This is a genomic window from Brevibacillus parabrevis (genome assembly GCF_022701015.1).
GTDB lineage: Bacteria > Bacillota > Bacilli > Brevibacillales > Brevibacillaceae > Brevibacillus > Brevibacillus parabrevis.
On the sequence record NZ_CP064090.1, the window covers coordinates 3,092,363 to 3,118,131 of the forward strand.

The following is a 25,769-nucleotide window of genomic DNA, read 5'->3' on the forward strand; positions in this document are numbered from 1 at the left end:
ACAGGAGTGACGACATTGTCGTTTCATCATGTAACAGTATTGAGGGATGAGGCTGTAGACGGCCTGAACATTCGGCCTGGAGGCATCTATGTGGATTGCACACTTGGCGGAGCTGGTCACAGCAGCCTGATTGCTTCCCGTTTGACCGATGGCGGTCGTTTGATTGCCATTGATCAGGACGACTGGGCGCATGAAAATGCCCGGGAACGCCTGGCTCCCTATATGGATAAGGTAACATTGGTCAAAAGCAATTTTCGCCATCTGAAGGAGATTGTCAAAGATTTGGGGCTTACAGGTGTAGACGGCATCCTGTTCGATTTGGGAGTGTCTTCGCCACAGCTTGACGAGGGGGAGCGCGGTTTCAGCTACAACGCCGATGCGCCGCTCGACATGCGAATGGATCAGCAAGCGCCCTTGTCCGCTTATGACATCATCAACGAATGGGACGAAGAAGAGATTGCCAAGATCATCTGGCTGTACGGAGAAGAGAAATTTTCCCGGCGAATTGCCCGGCAAATCGTGCAGCAGCGCAAAAAGCAGCCGATTCAAACAACAGGCGAACTGGTCGAGCTGATCAAGGAAGGGATTCCGGCAGCGGCGCGACGCACAGGCGGACATCCTGCGAAGCGAACTTTTCAGGCGATCCGCATTGCCGTCAACGACGAGCTGGACTCGTTCAAAGAAGCCGTCATCGATGCGATCGAGCTTTTGAATCCGGCTGGCCGCGTGAGTGTCATCACGTTCCACTCGCTGGAAGATCGCATTTGCAAGCAAGTGTACCAGGATTATGCCAAAGGCTGCACATGCCCGCCAGCGTTCCCGATTTGCACATGCGGAAACGAAGCGATCGTCAAAATCATCACGCGCAAGCCGATCTTGCCGTCAGAAGAAGAACTGCAAGTCAATCCGCGCGCACGCTCCGCGAAGCTGCGGGTAGCGGAAAAGGTCTAGAGTGAGCAAAAGCGACGAGGAAGAAGGGGTGAGAAAACGTTGAGCTATTACTACCAAGGCAATCTGGCAATGGAACTGGAAAAGGAATCCCGCTCCGTCACCAAAACAACAAAACGAACAGTCCGAATCAAGCCTACCATTCCGACAGGCGAAAAGTTGCTCTATCTCTTGTTTATCTCGCTGACAGTGACCGGTCTGGGAATGGTCGGGGTAAGATACTCGCAAATTTCCCAAATGAACTATGAAATCCAGAGCACCAAAAAAGAGAATCGCCTGATAGCCGAAAACAACGCCACTCTGAAACTGCAAATCGAGCAACTCAGCAACCGCGATCGCATCCAGAGAGAAGCCGAGCGACAAGGCATGGTGTACAATGCGAATGCCGTACATACGATTGGTCAGGAGAACGGAAAGGCGAGTTCGCTTCAACAAAAGCCAAACCAGCCTTAAATCAATGTTACTGCGTCTATTGTGCGGTAACATTTTTTTCTTACCCCCGATCAATGACGTGATGGAGTGAGTGGAAATGGATACGAAACGACTGGTGAACTGGCGCATCCTTATTTGTGCGTTGTGCCTGATCTTGATTTTTTCCACCTTGAGTCTGAGGATTTACTGGATTCAGACGGTGGAAGCAAGCAAAATTATGGATAAGGCTACGGAACAATGGGATCGGGCCCGGACGCTGCAACCGATGCGCGGAGCGATCAAGGATCGAAACGGCGAAATTCTCGCTTTCGATGGCAAGGCGTACACGGTGAACGCCAGGTTGAAGGGGCGCGATGACAAAGACAAGGATTTCGTCAAGGACCCTTACTATACAGCGAATGCTCTTGCCCCGATCCTCAACGCTCCGGTTCCTGAGCTTGTGAAAATGCTGACCAAGCCGAACACGGTAGTCGAGCTGGGCCGCTATGGCAGAAAAATTAGCGAGGAACAAAAAAACCGGATTTTGGCGCTGCAATTTCCCAAGCTTCCCAGCGGGCAGCAAGTGGAAGAAAACCAGCTTCCGGGGATCTTTTTAAATGAAACGACCAGACGTGTGTACCCGAACAACAGCTTTGCCTCACACGTAATCGGGTACTTGGACCTGTACGACCAGCCGAAAATGGGAATCGAGCTTCAGCTCAACAAGGAACTGGCCGGAGAACAAGGGCAGATGGAGTATAAAAGAGACGGGGCAGGCTATCAGCTTCCGGACAGCCAGGGCCAATACGTCCCGGCAAAAGACGGCTACGACGTCTACCTCACCCTTGACAGGCAAATCCAGGATTACGTCGAGCAAGCGCTGGATGTCGTCGATCGCCAGTACAAGCCAAAAGGCATGACAGTCATCGTCTCCGATCCGCAGACGGGCGAGATTCTCGCGATGGGCAATCGTTCGCAATTTAATCCCAATACATACTATAACGGGATTACCAACTATACAAACCATGCGATCACTTCCATGTTCGAGCCTGGTTCCACGTTCAAGATCATTACGCTTGCAGCCGCGATTGAAGAAGGGCTGTTCAATCCAAATGAGACGTACGACTCTGGTAAGTACACGATCAAGGGACAAGTTCCGATCCGCGACCACAACAACGGGGTGGGCTGGGGAAGAATCACGTTTCTGGAAGGGGTTCAGCGTTCCAGTAACGTAATGTTCGCGAAGCTCGGCTACGAACGCCTCAAGCTGGAAAAGCTCAGGGCGTACTTTAAAAAGTTCGGGATAGGTTCTTTGACCGAAATCGAACTGCCTTACGAGAAAGAAGGAAACCTGATCAACCTGGAGAAGCCGCGCTCTCCGCGTGACTGGGCAGCGTCGACTTTCGGACAAGGGGTGACAGTTACAGCTATTCAGCAGATCGCCGCAGTCGGGGCGATTGCCAATGGCGGCGAGCTGTTGAAGCCGCATATCGTCAAAGAATTGCGCGACCCGCACACAGGAGCGGTTGTGAAGCGCAGTGAACGCGAAGTGCAGAGACGGGTCGTTTCAGAAGCGACCGCGAAGAAAACCCGCGATATTTTGGAAACGGTCGTGACAGGCGAGCACGGAACAGGGAAGCTGTACGCGATCGACGGCTACCACGTCGCAGGGAAGACGGGAACGGCGCAAAAGTACGACCCGAACACAGGCAAAATCATGGATGGCCACTACATCGCTTCCTTTATCGGTTTTGCGCCAAAAGACAACCCGCGTCTGCTCGTGTACGTTGTCATTGATGACCCGGAAACGAGTGATTCGTATATATACTGGGGAAAAACGATGATTGCGCCCACGTTCAAGACGATCATGGAGCGCAGTTTGCAATATTTGCAACAGCAGCCGGATTTCTCGCGGGTGGAAGCGGATAAAGGAAACGGGAAAAACGACAAGAAATCACAAGCACAAGTATTGGCGGCTCAGCCTGTAGCGAGTCAGACTTTGCCCAAGTTTGAAGAGATGTCGACGACGGCGGCGCAACTGCGCGCGAAGCAGGACAATCTGACGGTGACGGTGCTCGGAACAGGCACGAAAATCGTGGAGCAATATCCTGCCGCTTACGAGCAAACAGTGCCTGGCAAGCAAATCATTTTGGTGACGGATCGTCTGGATGGGGCGAAGATGCCTGATTTCAAAGGGAAGTCGCTGCGCGAAGTCATGGAATTTACTTCGCTTTTGAATATCGACGTGCAAGCCGCAGGAACAGGCTTTGTCGTACAGCAGAGCATCGCTCCGGGCACGGCGCTCACAGGCAAAGAGAAGCTGCTGATTACGCTGCAATCAGAGTCGCAGCCGCTGCCCGCGCCACAACCGCAGGAAGGCACAGCGCCAGCAGGCACAGCGTCACCTGATGGCGCTACGCCGCCGCCAGCGTCTGGAACTGGAACGACTGCGCCGACGAATCCGACAGGAGAGCAGCCTGCGGGTCAGCAGGGCGGACAGCAGGGAAGCACCGGGTCCAACCAGCAAGCTCCTCCAACTGGTACACAAGCAGGTCAGACAAGTCCAACTCCATAGTTCTATCCCGTCCCCCCGACGAATAAGGTAAGGAAGAGACAACCTATTCGAGGGGGGACTCGCTTTGCGGGTATCCAATGCTACTGTACGCCGTCGCATTTTTATATCGCTTGTCATCGGCATTGTCCTGTATACGGCGCTCATCACCCGACTCGGGTATGTGCAACTGGTAGAAGGGCCGAAGCTGGCGCAAATGGCTGACCAGCTGTTGAATCGGGAAATCGACTTCAAGCCGAATCGCGGCCGGATTCTCGATCGGAACGGCAATGAGCTGGTCTCCAACATGACAGTGCCAACGGTTGTCGCCGTTCCCGCACAAATCAAGGATGCGAAGGAGACAGCCCGGCAGCTCGCGATCATTTTGGAGCAAAAAGAAGAAGATGTGTACCAGGCGATCACGAAGAAACAAATGAGCAATGACAAGATTCCGGGCGGGAAAAAGCTGCCGATCGAAAAAGCGCGAAAAATCCAGGAGCTGAACCTGCCGGGGATTTACTTGGCCGGGGATTCCAAGCGCTTTTATCCGAATGGCTCCATGGCCGCGCATATTTTGGGCTTTACCGGGATCGACAATCAAGGGTTGACCGGACTGGAAAAGATTTACGATCCATTTTTAAAAGGAACGGACGGACACATTTCGTTTCCCTCTGACGCCAAAGGACGCGTGATGCCCGGCGGCTCCGAAGATTACGTAGCTCCGGTAAGCGGAATGGACATGTATCTGACCATCGACAGTGCGATCCAGTCGTTCATCGAACGGGAGCTGGATCAGGCTGTGGTCGCCTATCAGCCGGATGATGTTCTGGCGATCGCGATGAATCCAAAGACGGGGGAAATTTTGGGGATGGGCAGCCGCCCGACGTTCCAGCCGGACGAATATCAGAACTACCCGACGGAAGTGTACAACCGGAATTTGCCCATCTGGAAAACGTATGAGCCAGGTTCGACATTCAAGATTGTCACGCTCGCTGCGGCGTTGAACGAGGGCGTCGTATCGCTCGATGAAGGCTTCTACGACCCCGGCTTCATTACGGTCGCGGGAAAGCGGCTGCGCTGCTGGAAACGGCAAGGACACGGCCAGGAGACGATGCTGGAAGTCGTGGAGAACTCGTGCAACCCGGGTTTCGTGACGATGGGCCAGCGGCTGCAAAAAGAACGCCTGTTTGAATACATCAAAAAATTTGGCTTCGGACAAAAAACAGGAATCGATTTGATCGGAGAAGAGAACGGACTGTTGTTCAATCTGAACCGCGTCGGTCCGGTTGAGCTGGGCACGACCTCGTTCGGGCAAGGCGTTTCCGTTACGCCCATCCAGCAAATGGCGGCTGTTTCGGCAGCGATCAACGGCGGGAAGCTGATGAAGCCGTTCGTCGCCAAGGAATGGCGCGATAGTGTCACACACGATATCGTAGCGCGGACGCTGCCGACGGAAGTGCGGCAGGTCATCTCGGCAGAGACTTCCGCAAAAGTCCGGTACGCCCTGGAGAGTGTCGTCGCCCAAGGGACAGGGAACAAGGCGTACATCGAAGGCTACCGTGTCGGCGGGAAGACAGGAACCGCGCAAAAGGTCAAGAACGGGCGATACATGGACGGGGAGTACATCGTATCCTTCATCGGCTTTGCTCCGGCAGACGATCCGCAAATTGTCGTTTATTTTGCAGTCGACAATCCGAAAGCACTGGCTTTTGGCGGACTGATTGCCGCGCCCAGCGTCAAGAGCATCATTGAATCTTCCTTGCAGCACCTGAATGTGCCCAAGCGCAAAGACGGGATTGCCAAGGAAATCAACAAAGCTTTGGGCGAGCGGGAACCGATCGAAGTACCGAATATGGTCGGGCAGACGATGAAAGATGTCGTCCAGACGTACGAGACGCTTCCGCTGGTCGTTTCGGGCAAAGGCACCTATGTGATTGCGCAGTCGCCAGCACCGGGAGTAAAAATTGAAGAGGGCGGAAAAATTCGCATACATCTTGGTGACAAATTGAGCAATTAGCTATAAAATGAGATTTCGAAGGCGGAGGGAAGTAGGCTTGTCTACAATCGCTCTGCCTTTGTTCGTCACCAAAACGGATTCGTGTCATTTCGGTAAAAAAGGGCAAATTTCTGTCTATACTAAGTTGGAGAATGGGGTGCCTGTTTCATGTTTCTACGGGATCTGCTCATGCCTTTGTTGCCAGTGAAGGTTTCGGGGGATGACAGTATGGAGATTACGGGTTTGACAGCAGACTCGCGCCAGGTTAAACCGGGCTACTTGTTTGTATGTCTGACAGGGTATACCGTGGATGGTCATACGTTCGCGGCCCAGGCGGTGAAAAATGGCGCCGTTGCCGTGTTATCCGAACAAGATCTGGACGTGCCAGCGACTATTGTCAGGGTGCCGGATACCCGGCGGGCAATGGCTATGCTGGCTGATCGTATTTTCGGATCTCCCACAAGAGAGTTAAAGGTGATTGGGGTTACGGGTACAAACGGGAAGACGACCACCACTCATCTGATCGACAAGATCCTGCGCGATCGGCGCAAGCAAACAGGCTTGATTGGCACGATCCACATGCGAATCGGGGATGTTATCGAAGAAGTGAAAAATACGACTCCCGATGCCGTGGATCTGCAAAGAAGCTTCCGTCGCATGTGCGATGTGAACACAGACTATGCGATCATCGAGGTGTCCTCTCATGCGCTTGAGTTGGGACGGGTGCGCGGCTGCGACATCCATACCGCGGTCTTTACCAATTTGACGCAAGATCATCTCGACTATCATAAAACGATGGAAAACTATCGCTACGCCAAGTCTTTGCTGTTTTCCCAGCTCGGGAACCACTACGATCCGAATTGCCTGAAGACAGCCGTGCTGAACGCAGATGACGAGGCATCGAAGCTGTATGCAACCGTGACACCTGCGCGCGTCGTGACGTACGGCATCGACCAGCCGGCAGACGTCCAGGCTAAAAACATCGAGATTACGAGCAAAGGAACCTCGTTTACGGCGGAAACCTTTGCGGGTACGATTGACCTCAACCTGAAGCTGATGGGGAAATTCAATGTGTATAACGCATTGGCAGCCATGGCGGTTACACTTGCAGAAGGCGTGAGCCTCGAAGACATCAAGGCGAGCCTGGAAGCAGTAGCTGGTGTCAACGGACGTTTTGAAGCCGTAGATGCGGGTCAGCCGTTCGCTGTTCTCGTCGATTACTCGCATACGCCGGACAGTCTGGAAAACGCCTTGATGACCGTCAAGGAATTTGCCAAAGGCAACGTGTTCTGCATTGTGGGCTGCGGGGGAGACCGCGACCGCACGAAGCGCCCGATTATGGCGCAAATCGCAACGAAATACGCGGATATGACCGTCTTAACATCAGATAATCCTCGCTCCGAGGAGCCGCAGGCGATCCTTGCCGACATGCTCGCAGGCGTGCGCGATGTGTCTGCTGCGCGTTACACGGCAGTGACGGACCGCCGTGAAGCGATTCATTATGCCGTTTCCTTGGCGAAGCCGGACGATGTCATTTTGATCGCCGGAAAAGGTCATGAGACGTATCAAATCATCAAAGATCAAGTACTGCCCTTCGACGACCGTGAAGTTGCGCGGGAAGCGATTGCCCGGTACAACCAAGAATAGAGACAGATGCGACACATTGGCATCGAAAGAAAGGAGGCTCGGGCATGTTCGCTGACAACGTCCTAATCGTCACGATCGTCGCCGCGTTTCTCATTGCCGTACTGATTGGCCCACTGTTTATTCCCTTCCTTCGCCGCCTGAAATTTGGGCAGGCAATTCGGGAGGAAGGACCGCAATCCCACTTCAAGAAGGCTGGTACCCCTACGATGGGGGGCACCATCATTCTGCTGGCACTTATATTTACCGTGTTGAAGTTTGCCAATGCTACAATGGAAATTTACTTCCTGCTACTGGTGACACTCGGCTACGGTTTGATCGGATTTTTGGATGACTTTATCAAGATCAGGAAGAAGCGCAACCTCGGCTTGACCGCCAGACAAAAGTTTGCCGGTCAGATTGTGCTGGCTATCGGCGCGTATATTTTGCTGCTGATGATGGGGCATGACACGTCGCTGCATTTGCCAGGCACGCCATGGAAGCTGGAGCTGGGCTATTTCTACTTCCCGTTCCTCTTGTTCTTGCTCGTCGGCACGACCAACGCCGTAAACATTACGGACGGTCTGGACGGCCTTTTGGCTGGTACGGGAGCGATCGCTTTCGGGGCGTACGCCATCATTGCCTGGTTCGGGCAAGATTACGACACGGCGATTTTCAGTGCAGCCGTCGTCGGTGCGGTTCTCGGCTTCCTCGTGTTCAATGCCCATCCGGCCCGCGTGTTCATGGGGGACACAGGCTCGCTCGGTTTGGGGGGAGCACTCGCCGGAATTGCGATCATGACGAAAACAGAGCTGCTTTTGGCGATTGTCGGTGGGGTGTTTGTCGTGGAGACACTGTCTGTCATCTTGCAGGTCGTTTCTTTCAAGACACGGGGCAAACGAATTTTTCGCATGAGCCCGCTTCACCATCATTTTGAATTGACAGGCTGGTCCGAGTGGCGTGTCGTCGTCACCTTCTGGCTGGTCGGCATGTTCTTTGCCGGATTGGGTGTATACCTTGAGGTGGTGACAATCAGATGATGCGTTATCATAATCAGCACGTAGTCGTTTTAGGAATGGCGAAAAGCGGTGTAGCAGTGGCAAAACTGCTGCACCGCTTTGGCGCTCATGTCGTGGTTAACGATAAAAAGCCGCGGGAAGAAGCGAGCGGGATCGAGGAGCTGGAAGCGCTCGGAATTACCGTCATTTGCGGGCACCATCCGGAAGATTTGATTCATCCGGGGGTGTCTCTCGTTGTGAAAAATCCGGGAATCCCTTATGAAGCGCCGCCAGTGAAGCAGGCGCTTGCGCTCGGTATTCCTGTCGTGACGGAGGTAGAGCTTGCCTCCCAGATTGCCAAGGCACCGATCATCGGCATCACGGGCTCCAACGGAAAGACGACGACGACGACACTCGTTGGACAAATTCTCAAGGAAGCGGGTCTTGATGTGCTCGTTGGCGGCAACATCGGAACCGTCCTTTGCGGTCTTGCGGAGGAAGCAGGGCCAGACCAGTGGCTGGTCGCAGAGCTGAGCAGCTTTCAGCTCATGGGAACGCGAGAATTTCGCCCGCACATCGGTGTTTTGCTCAATCTGTACCCTGCTCATCTCGACTACCACCATACGCTGGAAGAGTATCTCGACGCCAAGCTGAAAATGTTCGCCAATCAGACCGCAGACGATATGGCGATTTTGCCGTTTGACCAGCCGGACATTCTCGCGAAATGCGGCGAGCTTCCCGCACAGACGTACTATTTCAGCAAAACGCAGCAAGTCTCGCGCGGGGCATTCGTCCAGGATGGCGTCATTTTGTTCGCCGATGGACAGGGCGGGACAGAGGCGATTATCGCTGTCGAGGAGATCACGGTCCCGCATTTGGACAATGCGCTCGCCGCGATTCTGGTAGCGAAGCTGACTGGCGCTGATACGCGTGCGATCGTGCAGGTGCTCTCGACTTTTGCCGGGGTAGAACATCGCATGGAATACGTGGATTCCATCGCCGGAGTGAAGTATTTCAACGATTCCAAAGCGACCAATCCGGAGGCGGCTTCCCGTGCCTTGCAGGCGTGCCAGGAGCCTGTCGTCTGGATTTGCGGCGGGTTGGATCGCGGTGTTGATTTCAAGGAACTGTTGCCTGTCATCAAGGGCAGGGTAAAAGCGGTCATCGCATTGGGACAGACCGCACCGATTTTGCTTGCGCGGGCGGAAGAAGCAGGGATTAACGAGCGAATCCATGTCGATACTGTGGAGAAAGCCGTTCTTGCTGCTTCCCGGTTGGCGCAATCAGGTGACGTGGTGCTGCTCAGCCCGGCGTGTGCGAGTTGGGATATGTTCCCCTCGTTTGAAGCACGGGGGAGCATGTTTAAGGACGGCGTGCATAGACTTAAAACAAGCCTAGCATAACGTCCCACAAAAGCTTCATGAATACAGCGTGAAACGGGACGGCATGAGAAAGGATGACCTGGCACTATGAGCAAGGTACGCTCTGCCCCCGACTTCGTAATTATTTTTGCAACACTTTTTTTATTGGGAATTGGCATCGTGATGGTGTACAGCGCCAGTGCGATCGTCGCCCAGAAGCCACCCTTTTCCGATCCGTACTTTTTTGCCAAGCGGCAGCTGATTTTTGCCTTGCTCGGCATCACATCGATGTACATCACGATGAACATTGACTATTGGGTATGGAAACAATGGGCCAAGCCGGGCTTTTACGCCAGTATCGGGCTGTTGATTCTGGTGCTTATCGTCGGGATTGAAGTGAACGGCTCGAAAAGCTGGCTTGGCTTCGGGGCTTTCGGAATCCAGCCTGGCGAGTTTGCCAAGCTCGGCGTCGTCGCGTTTTTGGCGCGGTGGCTGTCCGACAACCAGAAGCAAATTGTGCAGTTCCGCAAAGGATTGATGCCCGCTCTGGCGATTCCGATGGTTTGTTTCGGCCTGATCATGCTTCAGCCCGACCTGGGTACAGGCACGGTATTGACAGGCACGGCGATTGTGATGATTTTCGCGGCAGGAGCGCGAATCAGCCACTTTGTCGGCTTGGGCATGATCGGGGTGGTTGGCTTCATCGGACTGGTACTGTCAGCTCCTTACCGCATCAAGCGGATTACTTCTTTTCTCGATCCTTGGTCTGACCCGCTCAATACAGGCTACCAAATCATTCAATCGCTGTATGCGATCGGCCCGGGCGGTTTGCTCGGCCTCGGTTTGGGACAAAGCAGGCAAAAGCATCTGTACTTGCCGGAACCGTACAATGACTTCATTTTCTCCATTGTGGCGGAAGAACTCGGCTTCATCGGCGGTACGCTCATCTTGCTGTTGTTCCTGCTGCTTTTGTGGAGAGGGATGCGCACAGCGATCACGGCCCCCGATCTGTTCGGCAGCCTTTTGGCGCTCGGGATCATCGGAATGATTGCGATTCAGGTCGTCATCAACATCGGGGTCGTGACAGGCATGTTTCCGGTGACGGGGATCACGCTGCCGTTTTTAAGCTATGGAGGATCATCCCTGACACTGATGCTCACAGGTGTCGGCGTTCTCCTGAACATATCTCGGTTTTCTCGATCATGAATGAACAGCAGGAAAAAGGTGCGATGCTTCGCACGTGGGCAATCTGTTTTCTCTGCATAAAAAGGGTGTGAGAGTATGCGCGTCGTCCTTACAGGCGGTGGCACAGGTGGACATATTTATCCGGCGCTTGCGGTGGCGAGGGAAGTTTCTCGCCAAACTCCGCAGGCTGCCTTTTTGTATATCGGCAGTAAAAAAGGGTTGGAAGCCCAGCTCGTACCGCGAACAGAAATTCCTTTTCAGTCCGTCGAGATCAGCGGGTTGAAGCGGAAGCTGTCGCTGGACAACCTGAAGACCTTGTGGAAATTCGTCCGGGCCGTGTCGGATGCGAAAAAAATGCTGCGCGATTTTCAACCGGATGTCGTCGTGGGCACGGGGGGATACGTCTGCGGGCCAGTCGTCTACGCAGCCTCGCGCTTGGGCATCCCGACCTTGATCCACGAACAAAACGTCGTTCCTGGTCTGACCAACAAATTTTTGTCGCGCTCGGCTACCCGGGTGGCCGTATCTTTTGCAGAGTCTCTCGCGTACTTTCCAGAGGGGAAAACCGTGTTTACCGGCAATCCGCGGGCGACAGAAGTGATGCATGGCAACGCGGAGGCGGGCCGTGGCTTTCTGGGGGTAGACGCTGGCAAAAAAATCGTCCTGATCTTTGGCGGCAGCCGGGGAGCGAGGGCGATCAATGAAGCGGTGCTTTCTGTTGTTACCGAGTTGGGCAAATATGCCGATACTCATTTTGTATACGTAACCGGAGATGTTCACTTTGATAAAATCTCCAGCGAGCTTGCCGCAAAAGGGAAGCTTCCCGAGAACATTTCCGTGCTTCCATTCGTCCATAACATGCCGGACGTTTTGGCGGCGACACATATACTGGTCGGACGTGCAGGTGCATCTACCTTGGCAGAAGTGACGGCTCTCGGCGTTCCGTCGATTTTGATTCCGTCTCCGTATGTGACGAACAACCATCAGGAGAAAAATGCGCGCGGCCTTGAACGTGCAGGTGCAGCGCGAGTCATTGTGGAGAAGGAGCTGAGAGGAGAGCGCCTGCTTCAGGAAGTGGAAAGCTTGCTGCACAGCGATGAGCTGTGGAAGCAAATGAAAGAGAGCGCCCTGTCGCTGGGAATGCCGAAAGCAGCCACGGAAATCGTGCGCACCTTGCAGGAAGTCTCCGCAAAAAAATGATCAGATGGGCGATTGTCACGCCGATCTGGGCGATCGCATAGTATGGAGCAAACACGTGAGAAGACTTACAGGTCCGACCTAGCAAACGTATCAGGAGGTTCACAAATGATAAATATTGCAGATGAGCTGAAGCAAGCAGGGATCGGAAAAGTGTGGACCAATGAGCCTCTCGCCAATCATACGACATGGCGGGTTGGCGGTCCTGCTGATTTGTTAATCCAGCCCAAGGACAAAGAATCCTTGCTAAAAGCCTTGCAGATCATCCATCGTCATGAAATTCCTTGGAGTGTTATCGGGCGCGGCTCCAACCTTCTGGTGAGGGACGGAGGGATTCGCGGAGCCGTGTTCAAAGTGGCTGAGGGCTTGAGCCACTGCGAGTTCAGGGGTGAAGAGGTGTGTGTGGGTGCCGGATATTCCATGATCCGCCTGGCGGTGGAGACAGGCAAGATGGGATTAACAGGGATGGAATTCGCAGGAGGGATTCCTGGTACGGTAGGCGGAGCCGTCTATATGAATGCAGGGGCACACGGATCTGATCTTTCACGTATTCTTATTGAAGCCGAGATTCTTTTCGCAAACGGCGAATGTAAGGTGTTGAGTAACGACGAACTGAGCTTTAGCTATCGGACTTCTCTTTTGCAAAAAGAAAAAGGGATTGTGCTGGAAGCCCGTTTTCAACTGCGTCCAGGCGATCGCAAGCAGATTGCCGCGACACTTGCGACCAACAAGGATCGGCGACGCCAGACACAGCCGTTGCAAATGCCGTGTGCGGGCAGTGTGTTCCGCAACCCGCCGAACGATCACGCAGGGCGTCTGATAGAAGCAGCGGGGCTGAAAGGCTATCAAATCGGTGGAGCTCAGGTTTCAGAAAAACACTCGAATTTCATCGTGAATTGCGGGGGAGCCACGGCTACCGACGTCCTCACCTTGATTGAGCATGTTCGGAGCACAATTCTTGCGAAATACGGAATTGATCTGCATCCGGAAGTTCTGGTGGTGGGCGAGGGGTAACACGGAGGTGAAAGTTTGGAGACTTTTGCGATCGAAGGCGGAAGACCTCTGTCCGGTTCGCTTCGGATCCAAGGAGCTAAGAACGCTGCTCTTCCCATCCTTGCCGCTGCTGTTCTTGCGGAAGGGCAATTCTATATCTACGATGTCCCCCATTTGAAAGATATCAAAGTCATGCTGGAGATAATGACGGCACTGGGGGCCAACACGAAGCACGTGGACGGTTGCGTCGATCTGGATACAACGTCTGTCTCCGTCCCGCATGTGCCAGATGATTTAATGAGCCAGATGCGATCTTCTATTTTTCTCGCCGGGCCGCTTCTGGCCAGGTTGGGTGAAGTCACCATATCGCGTCCCGGTGGCTGCGACATTGGTGAACGCCGAATTGACCTGCATTTGTCTGGTCTTACGGCACTCGGGGCTAAAATAGAAGAATCCGAAGGCTACATTACTTTTCGGGCAAAGCAATTGCGCGGGACCAACATCTTTCTTTCCTTCCCCAGCGTGGGCGCGACGGAAAATATCATGATGGCGGCAGTCTTGGCAAAAGGGACGACACGCATCTGTAATGCGGCTCGGGAGCCGGAGATTATCGACCTGCAAAACTTCCTGAACGCCATGGGTGCGCGAATAAGAGGGGCAGGAACCGATACGATTGAAATCAGCGGCGTACCGCGGCTTCGCTCCGTCAGCTACCGGATCATTCCCGACAGAATTGTGACGGGGACGTATGTGCTGGCGGTCGGCATTGCCCAAGGGCATGTGGAGCTGACCAATACATTGCCTGAGCAACTCACGGCATTGATTGAGGTTGCCCGTAGCTGTGGTGTTGAAATCAAGACCCGCCATGATATAATGGAAATCAAAAGCAACTCCCGTCCTCGTGCTTACGACCGGATCATCACCTCGCCGTATCCAGGGTTTCCGACTGACCTGCAGGCGCAGCTGATGGTGTTTCTGTCACAGGCGAGGGGAACCAGCGTCATCAAGGAAACGATTTTTGAAGGAAGATTCAAACATGTGAATGAATTGGCGCGAATGGGCGCCTCTATATACGTAGATCTCGGCTCTGCTATCATTCGCGGCGTCGGGAAGCTGACCGCCACGAATGTGGAAGCGACAGATCTGCGAGCAGGCGCTGCTCTCGTATTGGCAGGGCTTGCGGCAGAAGGCATTACGACGGTGAATCAGATTCATCATATCGATCGTGGATACGATCGCCTGGAAGAGCAATTGCGCAGGCTGGGAGCCGACATCACGAGGGTTTCGATATGATCGAGGGAAGTCAAGCGGCATAGTGCTATGCCGCTTTCCCTGTTTTGTATAGTTACATTTATTTGGAAGAAATCCATTTATTCCCTTTTGGATGAATTATCTTGCGGGCGATGAGCCTAGAATGCATGAGGAAGGATTCGGCCATGGCGGTAATTGAGGAACGCATTCCGCAAGTCAAGCAGCAACGTCCCAGACGAAAAGGAAACCGTAAACTGGTATTTTGGCTCGTGCTGTTTTTTCTTACTGTACTTATCATTGTTTTTATTCGCTCACCGTACAGCAAGGTGCAGGAAATCCAGGTTATCGGAAACGACATTTACACCACAGAGCAAATCGTCCAGCAATCGGGTCTGCAACGCGACATGCAATTTCTCAATGTGTGGGAGAGCAGCGTGCAAAGCAATTTGGCGCCGCTTGAGGGCGTCAAGAACGTGACGGTCAGCCGTTCTTTTCCGGGAGTGATCCGGCTGCACGTAACGGAGCAAAAGCGCGTCGCCTTCTGGAATGGACAAGACGGCAGCCGCTATCCGCTGCTCGAAAACGGCAAGGTGCTGAAGCAGGTGAATTTTGCCGATCGCGTGGTGGACAGGCCCTTGATCAGCTCCTGGGCAGCGCCTGAGCTGCTCCCCAATCTCGCCAAAGCGTTGTCCCGCCTCACACCGAATGTGCTCGCCGAAATTTCGGACATAACTCTGACGCCAACGGTGTACGATAAGCAGCGGGTAACCTTGTACATGCGCGACGGAAACGAAGTGCGCAGCGTGGTCTACAAGCTGGATAAAATGTTGAACTGGTATCCGGCGATCGTGGCAGAGCTGCCGGCAGGAACAAAAGGGGTGCTCTCCATGTTCGAGCAGCCGTGGTTTGTTCCGTACGGTGCGGGAAGTGATGCCATTCCGATAGCAGGCAACCAGGAGCAGACAGAAAAGCCGCAGTAAAGAAAAAAGGGGTAGCAGACAATGAGTCGTCGCCGCAAATTTCATCTTTATTTAACCGTCGTGACGCTTTGTACAGGCTTTCTGGTAGCAACCTCGTTTGAGACTACCAAGCTCACGCGCAAAGAGCGGTTGAATGATCAGCTGTTCCAGCAGGAAACACAATTGAATGACCGGATTTTATCCGAAAAAGAACAAAACAGGCATTTGGAAAACCAGCTGATTGATTTGCAGCGCCAGGTAGGCAAAGTCGAGGAAGCGATGGCTCAGCAAAAATCTGAGGCAGCCGACACACTCGCCCAGCTGGAGGCTGCGCGTATGCTCTCCGGCGTGGTCGCTGTAGAAGGCCCTGGTCTTGTCATCACGATGCAGGACAGCCAATCGGCAGCAAGCAGCTCGGACATCGCCAATTACATCGTGCATGAGCAAGATGTGCGTCTGGTCGTCAATGAACTGCGCGCAGCGGGAGCCGAGGCGATCAGCATCAACGGCCAGAGACTGGTAAGCAACTCTTCCATCCGCTGTGTCGGTCCGACGATCATCGTCAACGGAATCAAGTCTGCCGCTCCTTTTGTCATCTCGGCAATCGGCAATCCTGAGACGATGGAGAGTGCCCTCCATTTGCCAGGAGGAGTATTGCAATCTCTGCAAGACTTTGTTCAAATCGACTTGGCGAAAAAAGAGAAGGTGCAGCTCCCGGCCTTCGTTGGTGACGCCAAAACGAAACACTCCTAAAAGGTAAAAGGATGCGTTTGCCCTATGTTACAAAAAAGCCGTAAAATCACGTTTATTCTTGCCATTATTAGTGCTATCATAGGTGTGATGTTGGCTGTGCAATTGCGCAGCAGCCTCCATCCGGTACATAAGGAGTCTCGCAGCATTGCGGAACTCCGGACCACGCTGCAAAAAGAGCTGGAGAAACACAAAAACCTGCTTGCAGATATTTCCAAGTACAATCAGCTGTACTACCAATACGAAACCGCATTAAGTGAAGACGAGAGCATTTCGGTCATGAAGGAAGAGCTGGAGCGAAACCGTCGAATGGCTGGAATGGTAGAGGTCGAGGGGGAAGGCATCGTGCTGGAAGTTGTCGATGCCCACACGCCTACAGAGCCGATTCTGGACGAACACATGCAGGTGCCTGTTGTAGGTGAATACACGATTGACGATGAAGATTTGCGTTGGCTGGTCAATATCCTGTTTGCGAACGGAGCGCAAGCGGTGTCCATTAACGATCATCGGTTGATTGCCACTTCCGCGATCCGCAATGTAGGGGCTGTCATCCAGATTGATACGAGGACGATACAGCCTCCATATGAAATAAAAGCATTGGGAGAGCCTGACGTGCTTTTGTCCGCGATGAAGCTGGAGGGTGTCGAAGAGAACTTTCAGCTGGCGAACAAAAAAGTGTTGGCCGAAAAACGGGACAAGCTGTTGATTTCCGCAAACAAAGAAACACGTGTCATCCAATTTATGAAACCTGTTAAAGAAAAAGGAGATTCGTAACCATGTGGCTCCCGCTTATCGGACTGATTGTCGGTCTCGCTGTCGGCTTCCTTCTGGATTGGCGCGTGCCCCAGGAGTATAGCAGCTATCTTTCCATAGCTCTGTTGGCTGGATTGGATACGATCTTTGGGGGGATTCGCTCCTTCTTGGAACGCACCTTCAACGTTCGGATCTTCATGTCCGGATTCTTTTTCAATACGCTCTTTGCAGCTGGGCTGGCCTTCATCGGAGGTTTCCTCGGGATTGATCTGTACCTGGCGGCCATCGTGGCTTTCGGGGTGCGTCTCTTCAATAACCTGGCTGTGATTAGGAGAATAGTTCTATCCCGTTGGATCAATCAGCAGGAATAGCCCGAACAAATGGGAAGATGGTCATTTTTTTACAAAAATTCTAGATGAAAAAAAGGGAATGGTTGTCCTGTGTGGAATAATTTATGCAGGTGTTCTCATTTTAGCAAGACAAAAGACGTAGCAGGGGAGGTGTCACAGGTTTGGTAAGTAATGAACTCATCGTCAGCCTAGACATTGGAACATCCAAAGTACGCGTCATGATCGGCGAGATCAACAACGGTTCCATCAACATCATCGGCGTCGGACAATCACACTCAGAAGGCATCAAGAAGGGCGTGATTGTTGACATCGACCAAACCGTGCATGCCATCCGGGAAGCAGTCGATCATGCTGAACGCATGGTTGGCGTTTCTATCGAAGAAGTGTATGTGGGGATCACTGGAAACCATATCGAGTTGCATGAAACCCAAGGGGTTGTCGCTGTATCCAGCGAAGACCGTGAGATACGAGAAGAAGATATCCAACGCGTCATTCAGGCAGCGAAGGTTGTAGCGATTCCGCCGGACCGTGAAATCATCGAGGTAGTTCCAAAGGAGTATATCGTAGATGGGCAGGGTAGTATCAAAGACCCTCGCGGGATGATTGGTGTCCGACTGGAAATGGAAGGGACCATTGTAACCGGATTGAAAACGGTTGTACATAACATCGTTCGCTGTGCTCAACGAACCAATCTGCGTGTAGCTGGAATTTTCTTGCAACCGCTTGCGGCTAGCACGGTTGCCCTATCCAAAGATGACAAAAATATGGGTGTCGTTCTTGTCGACATCGGTGCGGGTTCTACCACGATCGGTGTATTCGAGCAAGGTAAGCTGGCCGCTACCACCGTGATCGGCATCGGTGGCGACCATATCACAAGCGACATTTCACTAGGATTGCGTACCCATACGGATGTGGCAGACCGCGTGAAAATAAAAAACGGTTGTGCGTTGATCGATGAAGCTTCTGAAGATGTGAAATTCAAGGTGAACCGGATTGGCAGTGAAGTAGAAAAGCAGTTTACCCAAGTAGACTTGGCCAATATCATTGAGCCGCGCGCTGCAGAAATATTCCAATTAGTCGAGGATGCTGTCTACAAGATGGGCTTCCGCGACGAGATTGCAGGCGGCTACGTCCTGACTGGCGGTACAGTAGCAATGCCTGGCATGCTGGAATTGGCAAAAGAAGAATTGGACGCACCTGTTCGCATCGCAATTCCTGATTACATCGGAGTGCGGGATCCTGCCTACACCACAGGGGTAGGTTTGATTCAATATGCCTTGCAGTTGATGGAGCGCCGCAGCGTACGCGTCACCCCCTCATTCAAGGGCACTCAGAAGCAAACCGTTGCCAAGCAGCCAAAAGAAGGCGGCGGTTTGATGGAAAAAGTGAAAAACTGGTTTAGCGAATTTATTTAGTCGCTTTGCCGTAGTTAGCACAATGGCGAAAATTGGAACGTTTCGTTCTTTTGAAATCATGGAAGAGAATAACGGGATGTCCCATTCGTTTGTCAATCGGCTTCTTGGGCCACAAGTTTTTATGTTGAATTGGGGAGGACTAGCAATATGCTGGAATTTGATATGGACATGGAATCCTTTGCACGAATTAAAGTAATTGGGTGCGGCGGCGGCGGCAGCAATGCTGTAAACCGCATGATTGCAGGCGGCGTGAAAGGGGTAGAATTTATCACCCTGAACACCGATGCACAGGCGCTCCAATTGTCCAGTGCCGAGATTAAACTGCAAATCGGGGAAAAGCTGACACGCGGTCTCGGAGCAGGTGCGAATCCGGAAATCGGCAAAAAGGCGGCGGAAGAGAGCCGCGATTTGATTGAAAATGCTCTGCGCGGTGCAGATATGGTATTCGTTACGGCGGGAATGGGCGGAGGAACCGGTACTGGTGCAGCCCCTGTTGTCGCTGAGATCGCCAAGGAGATGGGCGCTCTTACGGTGGGTGTCGTGACTCGTCCTTTCTCTTTCGAGGGGCGCAAGCGTTCCCAGCACGGTGAGGCTGGTATTGCGGCACTCAAGGAAAAAGTGGATACGCTGATCGTCATTCCTAACGATCGTTTGCTGGAAATCGTAGATAAAAACACACCTATGCTCGAAGCGTTCCGTGAAGCGGACAACATTTTGCGCCAAGGGGTTCAAGGGATTTCCGACCTGATCGCTGTACCGGGTCTGATCAACTTGGACTTTGCAGACGTGAAGACGATCATGACCGAGCGCGGCTCCGCTTTGATGGGGATCGGCGTAGGCAGCGGGGAAAACCGTGCGGCTGAAGCAGCTCGCCGTGCCATTTCCAGCCCGCTCTTGGAAACATCGATTGACGGTGCTCGCGGCGTTCTGATGAACATCACAGGCGGCACCAACTTGAGCTTGTACGAAGTAAACGAAGCAGCAGATATCGTTTCTTCGGCAGCAGACCCAGATGTAAACATGATCTTCGGTGCGGTCATCAACGAAGATTTGAAAAATGAACTGGTAGTTACGGTCATTGCAACGGGATTCGAGCATTCCCAGCGCGTACCGGAAGCACCGCGCCGCCAGCAACAACCGATCAATACCGCTGGCAACCGTCCGACACCGATTTCCAACACGAATACGGGCCGTGCCAAAGAAGAAGAGGATGACAAGTCCTTCTTCTCCATGAGCAATCTCGACAACCTCGATATTCCAGCATTCCTGCGAAATCGTCGTCGCAACAAAAAATAGGCCACAAAAGTGGAAAAGCCTTGTTCTCTTTTCGGAGACAAGGCTTTTTTCTGTGAAAAACGTCTCGACGCTGTGCATTTGCTTGAAATAGAACCAAAAACGTTAGACAAAAAATCCAAAAAAACACCGTCAAGAATTGACAGACTTTACATACACATTGATATATACTGCTTTTACTGATAGAGCCAGCGCTATAAAAGCGGCGTCCTGGCGCTACACATACGGCAACTCTTGCAGCTCTCGGATTTTCGCCCAGGCGAAAACAGATCGGAGGTGAGGGCAAGTGGTTGTGTATCTTGATATCATTCTACTCCTCAACCTGGCTATTGATACCTTGTTGCTCTGGTTTACCGCGTATTTTCGCAAAGAGCGCGTGGTGTGGTGGAGAATGATCGCGGCCTCATTGTTCGGTTGTTCGTATTTGGTCTTTTTCTTTTTCCCTGCGTTTTCGCCTATGTATCAATGGTCAGTCAAGCTGTTGTTTTCCATTCTCATGCTGTGGATCGCATTCGGGAACAGGAGGTTGTTGTCCTTTGCGCAAAACTTGATCATTTTTTATTTTGTCGCTTTTGTTTTTGGCGGAGGAGTATTCGGGCTTCAATACTTTTTGGCGCCGCGAAACGAAATTGTCAACGGATTGATTGTGACGCACAACGACGGTTTTGGAGTGGGCTTCAAGCCTACCCTAGCGATTGTGGTCATCGGGTTTCTGCTCGTCTTTTTCCTCGGGAAAAAGAGCTACAAAGCGATTCAGGAGCCGCGAAGAATGGAGACGTTCCTCGTCGATGTCGTGGTGACTGTCGCAAAAGAAAAAGTCATTTGCCGCGGTCTCGTGGATACAGGCAATCAGCTGCACGAGCCGATCACGCGTCTGCCGGTGATGATTATCGAAAGCCGCATGCTGGCTCATCTGCTTCCGCCGTCGCTTCTCCGACAAACCGATGAAAACGGTGGAGTGTGGGAGAAGCTGGACGGATCCTGGGATGACCTGCCGCTGGAATGGCAAGCTCGGGTACGGCTCATCCCGTACCGGAGCGTGTCGCGGGGAATGGATTTTTTGCTTGCGATCAAGCCGGATCATGTGATGGTTGTACAGGAAGGACTTCGCTATGAAACGGAAAAAGTGCTGATCGGGCTTAACCCGATTCCGCTTTCGGCAGACGGCAAGTACCAGGCGATCGTACATCCTGCCATGATGGAAGCATATACGCAAGAACCTACCTTTATTCTCAAACAGGAGGGCTAATCATGTATGTAAAACTTCGCCTACAACTCCAGTTGACCTGGTACCGTTTCCTGCTGTGGATTGGTGCACGCGCTGAAGAAGTCTATTACATTGGCGGGAGTGAAGCATTGCCTCCACCGTTGACGAGAGAAGAAGAGGAACTGCTTCTGGGCCGCCTGCCTTCGGGCGATCCCGCCGTGCGCGGCATGCTGATCGAGCGCAACTTGCGGCTGGTCGTCTACATCGCCCGCAAATTCGAAAATACCGGGATCAACATCGAGGATTTGGTCAGCATCGGGACGATCGGCTTGATTAAAGCGGTCAACACGTTTGACCCGGAGAAAAACATCAAGCTGGCGACATACGCCTCCCGCTGTATCGAAAACGAGATTTTGATGTACTTGCGCCGCAACAACAAGATTCGCTCCGAGGTGTCTTTTGACGAACCGCTCAATATCGACTGGGATGGCAACGAACTGCTTTTGTCCGATGTGCTCGGTACAGAAAATGACACGATCTATAAAAATATCGAAGACCAGGTAGACCGCAAGCTGCTGAAAAAAGCGCTGGATAAGCTGTCCGAGCGGGAGCGAATCATCATGGAGCTGCGCTTCGGCCTCGCTGGGGAAGAGGAGAAGACGCAAAAAGACGTTGCGGACTTGCTCGGGATCTCCCAGTCGTATATTTCCCGTTTGGAAAAGCGAATTATAAAACGGTTGCGAAAAGAGTTCAACAAAATGGTCTAACGCATATTTTCCCAGCCTCAGGGGATACTGTTCCTAAACCGTAACAGATGGTGGTTTTTGCCACCTTCTTGGCGGCTACGCGTCAGTACGCGGCCTTTCAAGACAACCGGGTTAGGGACTTTTTTCTTGCTTCGAGGAGGGAAAGACGTGACGCGCAATAAGGTAGAGATATGCGGGGTAGATACCTCCAAACTGCCGGTGCTGACAAACAAGGAAATGCGGGATTTGTTTGAGCGCCTGCAAAGCGGAGAGCTGGCTGCCCGCGAGAAACTGGTCAACGGCAACCTGCGTCTGGTGCTGAGTGTCATCCAAAGATTCAATAACCGCGGAGAGTTCGTCGACGACCTGTTTCAGGTAGGCTGCATCGGATTGATGAAAGCGATCGACAACTTTGATCTCGGGCAAAACGTTAAATTTTCCACGTACGCGGTACCGATGATCATCGGGGAGATCAGGCGCTATTTGCGCGACAACAACCCGATTCGCGTTTCCCGTTCGTTGCGGGACATCGCCTACAAAGCCCTTCAGGTGCGAGACAATCTGACCAACAAGCATTCGCGAGAGCCCACCATTACCGAGATTTCTCAAGAATTGAACGTTGCCAAGGAAGACGTCGTGTTCGCGCTGGATGCCATTCAGGACCCGGTATCGCTTTTCGAGCCGATCTATCAGGATGGCGGAGATCCGATCTACGTCATGGATCAAATCAGCGACGAGAAGAACAAGGATGTCACATGGGTAGAAGAAATCGCGCTCCGCGAAGGAATGCAACGTCTGGGTGATCGGGAAAAAATGATTTTATCCATGCGCTTTTACGAGGGAAAAACCCAGATGGAAGTAGCAGAAGAAATCGGAATTTCGCAGGCACAGGTCTCCCGGTTGGAAAAAGCGGCGATCGCTCATATGCAAAAGCACGTGCAATCGTAATGAGAAGCTACATAGGTCCCGACGGTCTTCGTGCCGTTGGGTTTTTTTATGGCTGGCGATTCGTGGCTGCCTTTTGTTTTTTCCGGAGAAGAAGGACATATTCTCCGGCGGGTTCATATACTGAGAGTAACGGAGAAAAGTGGGTGAGGAGAATGGTGAAAATCTCTGACTTCCAGACAAAAGAAGTGGTCAATATCCTGGATGGGAAGCGGCTGGGAACGATATCCGATTTGGAGATCGATCTGCGTCACGGACGTGTGGAAGCCATTGTCGTGCCGGGGCCGGGCAAATTCCTCGGATTTTTTTCCTCCGGGAATGATTATGTTATCCCGTGGCGCAATATTGTGAAGATCGGAAAAGATGTGGTGCTGGTCCGGATGGAGGAAGCACTGAAGGTAGAAGCCAGAACTTCTGGCGCAGATGAATACAGGGAGTAGAGGGGGAAAGGCGTCAGTTAGCCTTTCTTTTCTTTTCGGCTATGGTATGATAAGCCATATGAGGAAGGTGACAGGATGAGAGAACCGTTTGGCTTGGAAGAGGATAAATCTGTGTTGACGCTGACGGATTGGGAAAAGCATTTTCCGGGCCTGGTGGCGGGGTTTACCGTTCGCCTTGGCGGGGAAAGTGAACAACCGTACGGCTCGTTTAATATGGGCTTGCATGTGGGAGACGAGGCAAGCCGCGTTGTTGCAAATCGGAAAAAGCTGGCCGAGCAGGTCGGGATGCCTTTTGATGCTTGGACGTGCGCGGATCAGGTTCACGGCAACCGCGTTTGCCAGGTGAGTGCTGGCGGAGCGGGCAAGGAGAGTCTGGACGATGTCATTGCCGCCACAGACGGCTTGTTTACCCGGGAAAAGGGCGTTTTGCTCACCTCGTTTTACGCTGATTGCGTACCGCTCTTTTTTCTGGACCCGGCAACAGGGGCGATTGGTCTGGCTCACGCAGGCTGGAAGGGCACAGTGGGACGTATTGCCGAGGAAATGGTCAAGTCGCTGCAAGCGCATTGCGGGGCGCAGCCAGCGGACATTCGCGTAGCCATCGGGCCGTCCATCGGGGGCTGCTGCTACGAAGTGGATGAACGGATCATGACGCAAGTGCGGACGAGCGCGCAAAACTGGGAGACCGCGGTAACGGCTTCTGCCGCAGCAGAGAAGTACATGCTGGATCTTCGCCAGCTGAACACGGAGATTTTGCTGGAAGCGGGGATTGCCAAGCAGCATTTGCTCGTAACAGACTGGTGTACAAGCTGCCGTACAGACTTGTTCTTCTCGCATCGAAAAGAAGCCGGAACGGCCGGGACGACAGGGCGAATGGCTTCTTACATCGGATGGAAAGAGACAGAAGGGAGATAAAAAGTCGTGGGAATCAAGGAACAGGAATTGTTGAAAGCAAGAATGGAAGCGATCGAAGCGCGGATTCAGGCGGCGTGCGACAGAGCAAACCGCAAGCGCGAGGACGTCAAAATCATTGCCGTAACGAAATACGTCGATGAGCAGGCAATCGGTGATTTGCTGGATGTCGGAATCGAGCATATCGGGGAAAATCGCGTGCAGGACGCCCTGCCCAAATACGAGTTGCACAAGGAGCGCGGCACGTGGCATTTTATCGGACATTTGCAAACGAATAAGGCCAAAGAGGTCGTCGGGCGTTTCCCGTACATCCACTCGCTGGATCGCCTTTCGCTCGCACAAGAGCTGAATCGACGCGCCGAGGCGATTGATCAGGTCGTAAATTGCTTTTTGCAAGTCAATATATCCGGTGAAGAGACAAAATTTGGGCTTAGTCCCAACGATGTATTGGCTTTTTTGCGTGAAACCAGTAATATGAAACATATAAAGATCGTCGGATTGATGACGATGGCGCCTGTTGTCGATGACCAGGAGGAAGCGAGACAAGTATTTCGCGGCCTCTACGAGTGGAAGGCACGAATTAATGAGTGCGCATTCCCCCATGCTCATATCGAAGAATTGTCGATGGGCATGTCCAGTGATTTTGAAGTGGCGATTGAAGAGGGAGCTACATATATTCGTCTGGGCTCTGTTTTGGTCAAGCCGGAATAGGGAAAAGAACCGTCAGACACGACAACGAGCAGGAGAGGAGGCAGTATATGGGTGTAATGAACAAGCTGATGGGGTTTCTGGGTTTGGAAAACGAGGAATACATCGAAGAAACCACAGTCGAAGAGGAACGGGATGAATACGATTCCAGCAATAAAAAGCATCAGCCTGTCAGCAGGGCGAATAACGTGGTGCCGTTCCAGGCGCGGGAAAAGGAGGGAATCCGTTTGATTCTCTGCGAACCCCGTCATTATAGCGATGCGCAAGACATTGCCGATAATCTCCGTCATCGCAGACCCGTTGTAGTCAATCTGCATCGTGTGGAAAAAGATCAGGCGAAGCGAATTATCGACTTTTTGAGCGGAACCGTCTACGCGCTGAATGGCGACATTCAAAAGGTTGGCGATACGATTTTTGTATGCACGCCTGACCATGTAGACATTCAAGGGACGATCTCCAGCGTACTGGAAGAGTAACGGACTAACACGATAAAAAGGGTGAGCGAATGGACTACGTATTTACCATTTTAGATTATGCTTTCGGTGTGTATCAATTTATGATTATCGCCTACATCTTGATGTCGTGGGTTCCACAAATGAGAGAGACAGGTATCGGGCAATTACTGGAAAGGCTTGTAGAGCCTTATTTGGCTCCGTTTCGCCGGTTTATCCCGACACTTGGTTTTATTGATATTTCTCCGATCGTCGCTTTGCTCGCCTTGCGTTTTGCTTATTTCGGTTTGATCAGCATTTTGGATAAGCTGGCGTAAGGTGTGTG

Annotated in this window: 25 protein-coding genes; all 25 read left to right on the forward strand. The window is 52.5% G+C overall.

Annotated features, from left to right (window positions below):
• Nucleotides 1–6: 6 nt before the first annotated feature.
• The 25 genes from rsmH (at nucleotide 7) to IRJ17_RS14920 (ending at nucleotide 25,761) form a co-directional block, all read left to right on the forward strand.
• Nucleotides 7–951 (forward strand): 16S rRNA (cytosine(1402)-N(4))-methyltransferase RsmH, encoded by a 945-nt coding sequence (gene rsmH, locus IRJ17_RS14800; RefSeq protein ID WP_122964999.1) that lies wholly within the window; start codon nucleotides 7–9, stop codon nucleotides 949–951.
• A gap of 39 nt (nucleotides 952–990) precedes the next feature.
• Nucleotides 991–1,401 (forward strand): cell division protein FtsL, encoded by a 411-nt coding sequence (ftsL, locus tag IRJ17_RS14805; RefSeq protein ID WP_122965000.1) that lies wholly within the window; start codon nucleotides 991–993, stop codon nucleotides 1,399–1,401.
• A gap of 76 nt (nucleotides 1,402–1,477) precedes the next feature.
• Complete coding sequence (locus tag IRJ17_RS14810; RefSeq protein ID WP_242770976.1) at nucleotides 1,478–3,934, forward strand: penicillin-binding transpeptidase domain-containing protein; 2,457 nt, start codon at nucleotides 1,478–1,480, stop codon at nucleotides 3,932–3,934.
• Between the two features lie 64 nt (nucleotides 3,935–3,998).
• Nucleotides 3,999–5,927: a stage V sporulation protein D gene (locus tag IRJ17_RS14815; RefSeq protein WP_122965002.1), complete on the forward strand. Its 1,929-nt coding sequence runs from the start codon at nucleotides 3,999–4,001 to the stop codon at nucleotides 5,925–5,927.
• Between the two features lie 147 nt (nucleotides 5,928–6,074).
• Nucleotides 6,075–7,553 carry a UDP-N-acetylmuramoyl-L-alanyl-D-glutamate--2,6-diaminopimelate ligase gene (locus tag IRJ17_RS14820; protein WP_173597037.1) on the forward strand — a complete coding sequence of 493 codons (1,479 nt, stop codon included), beginning with the start codon at nucleotides 6,075–6,077 and terminating at the stop codon, nucleotides 7,551–7,553.
• A gap of 44 nt (nucleotides 7,554–7,597) precedes the next feature.
• A complete protein-coding gene (gene mraY, locus IRJ17_RS14825; RefSeq protein ID WP_122965004.1) occupies nucleotides 7,598–8,569 on the forward strand; it encodes a phospho-N-acetylmuramoyl-pentapeptide-transferase in 972 nt (323 codons plus the stop codon).
• Complete coding sequence (gene murD / locus IRJ17_RS14830; RefSeq protein WP_242770978.1) at nucleotides 8,566–9,930, forward strand: UDP-N-acetylmuramoyl-L-alanine--D-glutamate ligase; 1,365 nt, start codon at nucleotides 8,566–8,568, stop codon at nucleotides 9,928–9,930. The genes mraY and murD overlap by 4 nt, the downstream gene beginning before the upstream one ends.
• 66 nt (nucleotides 9,931–9,996) lie before the next feature.
• A complete protein-coding gene (gene spoVE, locus IRJ17_RS14835; protein WP_122965006.1) occupies nucleotides 9,997–11,094 on the forward strand; it encodes a stage V sporulation protein E in 1,098 nt (365 codons plus the stop codon).
• Nucleotides 11,095–11,169: 75 nt separating this feature from the next.
• Nucleotides 11,170–12,273 (forward strand): undecaprenyldiphospho-muramoylpentapeptide beta-N-acetylglucosaminyltransferase, encoded by a 1,104-nt coding sequence (gene murG / locus IRJ17_RS14840; RefSeq protein ID WP_173597038.1) that lies wholly within the window; start codon nucleotides 11,170–11,172, stop codon nucleotides 12,271–12,273.
• 105 nt (nucleotides 12,274–12,378) lie between these two features.
• Nucleotides 12,379–13,284 carry a UDP-N-acetylmuramate dehydrogenase gene (murB, locus tag IRJ17_RS14845; RefSeq protein ID WP_122965008.1) on the forward strand — a complete coding sequence of 302 codons (906 nt, stop codon included), beginning with the start codon at nucleotides 12,379–12,381 and terminating at the stop codon, nucleotides 13,282–13,284.
• A gap of 15 nt (nucleotides 13,285–13,299) precedes the next feature.
• A complete protein-coding gene (murA, locus tag IRJ17_RS14850; protein WP_122965009.1) occupies nucleotides 13,300–14,556 on the forward strand; it encodes a UDP-N-acetylglucosamine 1-carboxyvinyltransferase in 1,257 nt (418 codons plus the stop codon).
• Nucleotides 14,557–14,699: 143 nt separating this feature from the next.
• Nucleotides 14,700–15,494, forward strand: a complete 795-nt coding sequence (locus IRJ17_RS14855; RefSeq protein WP_173599288.1) for a cell division protein FtsQ/DivIB — start codon at nucleotides 14,700–14,702, stop codon at nucleotides 15,492–15,494.
• 21 nt (nucleotides 15,495–15,515) lie between these two features.
• Nucleotides 15,516–16,226: a DUF881 domain-containing protein gene (locus IRJ17_RS14860; protein WP_063230397.1), complete on the forward strand. Its 711-nt coding sequence runs from the start codon at nucleotides 15,516–15,518 to the stop codon at nucleotides 16,224–16,226.
• 24 nt (nucleotides 16,227–16,250) lie between these two features.
• Nucleotides 16,251–16,997 (forward strand): DUF881 domain-containing protein, encoded by a 747-nt coding sequence (locus IRJ17_RS14865; protein WP_122965011.1) that lies wholly within the window; start codon nucleotides 16,251–16,253, stop codon nucleotides 16,995–16,997.
• 2 nt (nucleotides 16,998–16,999) lie between these two features.
• Nucleotides 17,000–17,347: a small basic family protein gene (locus IRJ17_RS14870; RefSeq protein ID WP_005832967.1), complete on the forward strand. Its 348-nt coding sequence runs from the start codon at nucleotides 17,000–17,002 to the stop codon at nucleotides 17,345–17,347.
• Nucleotides 17,348–17,487: 140 nt separating this feature from the next.
• The gene (gene ftsA / locus IRJ17_RS14875) at nucleotides 17,488–18,741 is read left to right on the forward strand and encodes a cell division protein FtsA (protein ID WP_122965012.1); all 1,254 of its coding nucleotides are present in this window, start codon (nucleotides 17,488–17,490) and stop codon (nucleotides 18,739–18,741) included.
• A 147-nt stretch (nucleotides 18,742–18,888) separates the two neighbouring features.
• Nucleotides 18,889–20,037, forward strand: a complete 1,149-nt coding sequence (gene ftsZ, locus IRJ17_RS14880) for a cell division protein FtsZ (protein ID WP_122965013.1) — start codon at nucleotides 18,889–18,891, stop codon at nucleotides 20,035–20,037.
• 283 nt (nucleotides 20,038–20,320) lie between these two features.
• Nucleotides 20,321–21,283: a sigma-E processing peptidase SpoIIGA gene (gene spoIIGA / locus IRJ17_RS14885; RefSeq protein WP_122965014.1), complete on the forward strand. Its 963-nt coding sequence runs from the start codon at nucleotides 20,321–20,323 to the stop codon at nucleotides 21,281–21,283.
• Nucleotides 21,284–21,285: 2 nt separating this feature from the next.
• Nucleotides 21,286–22,008, forward strand: a complete 723-nt coding sequence (sigE, locus tag IRJ17_RS14890; RefSeq protein ID WP_063230402.1) for an RNA polymerase sporulation sigma factor SigE — start codon at nucleotides 21,286–21,288, stop codon at nucleotides 22,006–22,008.
• Nucleotides 22,009–22,155: 147 nt separating this feature from the next.
• Nucleotides 22,156–22,935 (forward strand): RNA polymerase sporulation sigma factor SigG, encoded by a 780-nt coding sequence (gene sigG / locus IRJ17_RS14895; RefSeq protein WP_005832957.1) that lies wholly within the window; start codon nucleotides 22,156–22,158, stop codon nucleotides 22,933–22,935.
• A 152-nt stretch (nucleotides 22,936–23,087) separates the two neighbouring features.
• On the forward strand, nucleotides 23,088–23,372 hold the full coding sequence (locus IRJ17_RS14900; RefSeq protein ID WP_063230403.1) for a YlmC/YmxH family sporulation protein: 285 nt from the start codon (nucleotides 23,088–23,090) through the stop codon (nucleotides 23,370–23,372).
• A 75-nt stretch (nucleotides 23,373–23,447) separates the two neighbouring features.
• Nucleotides 23,448–24,287 (forward strand): peptidoglycan editing factor PgeF, encoded by an 840-nt coding sequence (gene pgeF / locus IRJ17_RS14905; protein ID WP_242770980.1) that lies wholly within the window; start codon nucleotides 23,448–23,450, stop codon nucleotides 24,285–24,287.
• 42 nt (nucleotides 24,288–24,329) lie between these two features.
• The gene (locus tag IRJ17_RS14910) at nucleotides 24,330–24,995 is read left to right on the forward strand and encodes a YggS family pyridoxal phosphate-dependent enzyme (RefSeq protein WP_173597069.1); all 666 of its coding nucleotides are present in this window, start codon (nucleotides 24,330–24,332) and stop codon (nucleotides 24,993–24,995) included.
• A gap of 47 nt (nucleotides 24,996–25,042) precedes the next feature.
• Nucleotides 25,043–25,468, forward strand: a complete 426-nt coding sequence (locus tag IRJ17_RS14915) for a cell division protein SepF (protein ID WP_063230405.1) — start codon at nucleotides 25,043–25,045, stop codon at nucleotides 25,466–25,468.
• A 29-nt stretch (nucleotides 25,469–25,497) separates the two neighbouring features.
• On the forward strand, nucleotides 25,498–25,761 hold the full coding sequence (locus IRJ17_RS14920) for a YggT family protein (protein WP_122965017.1): 264 nt from the start codon (nucleotides 25,498–25,500) through the stop codon (nucleotides 25,759–25,761).
• The last annotated feature ends 8 nt before the right edge of the window (nucleotides 25,762–25,769 follow it).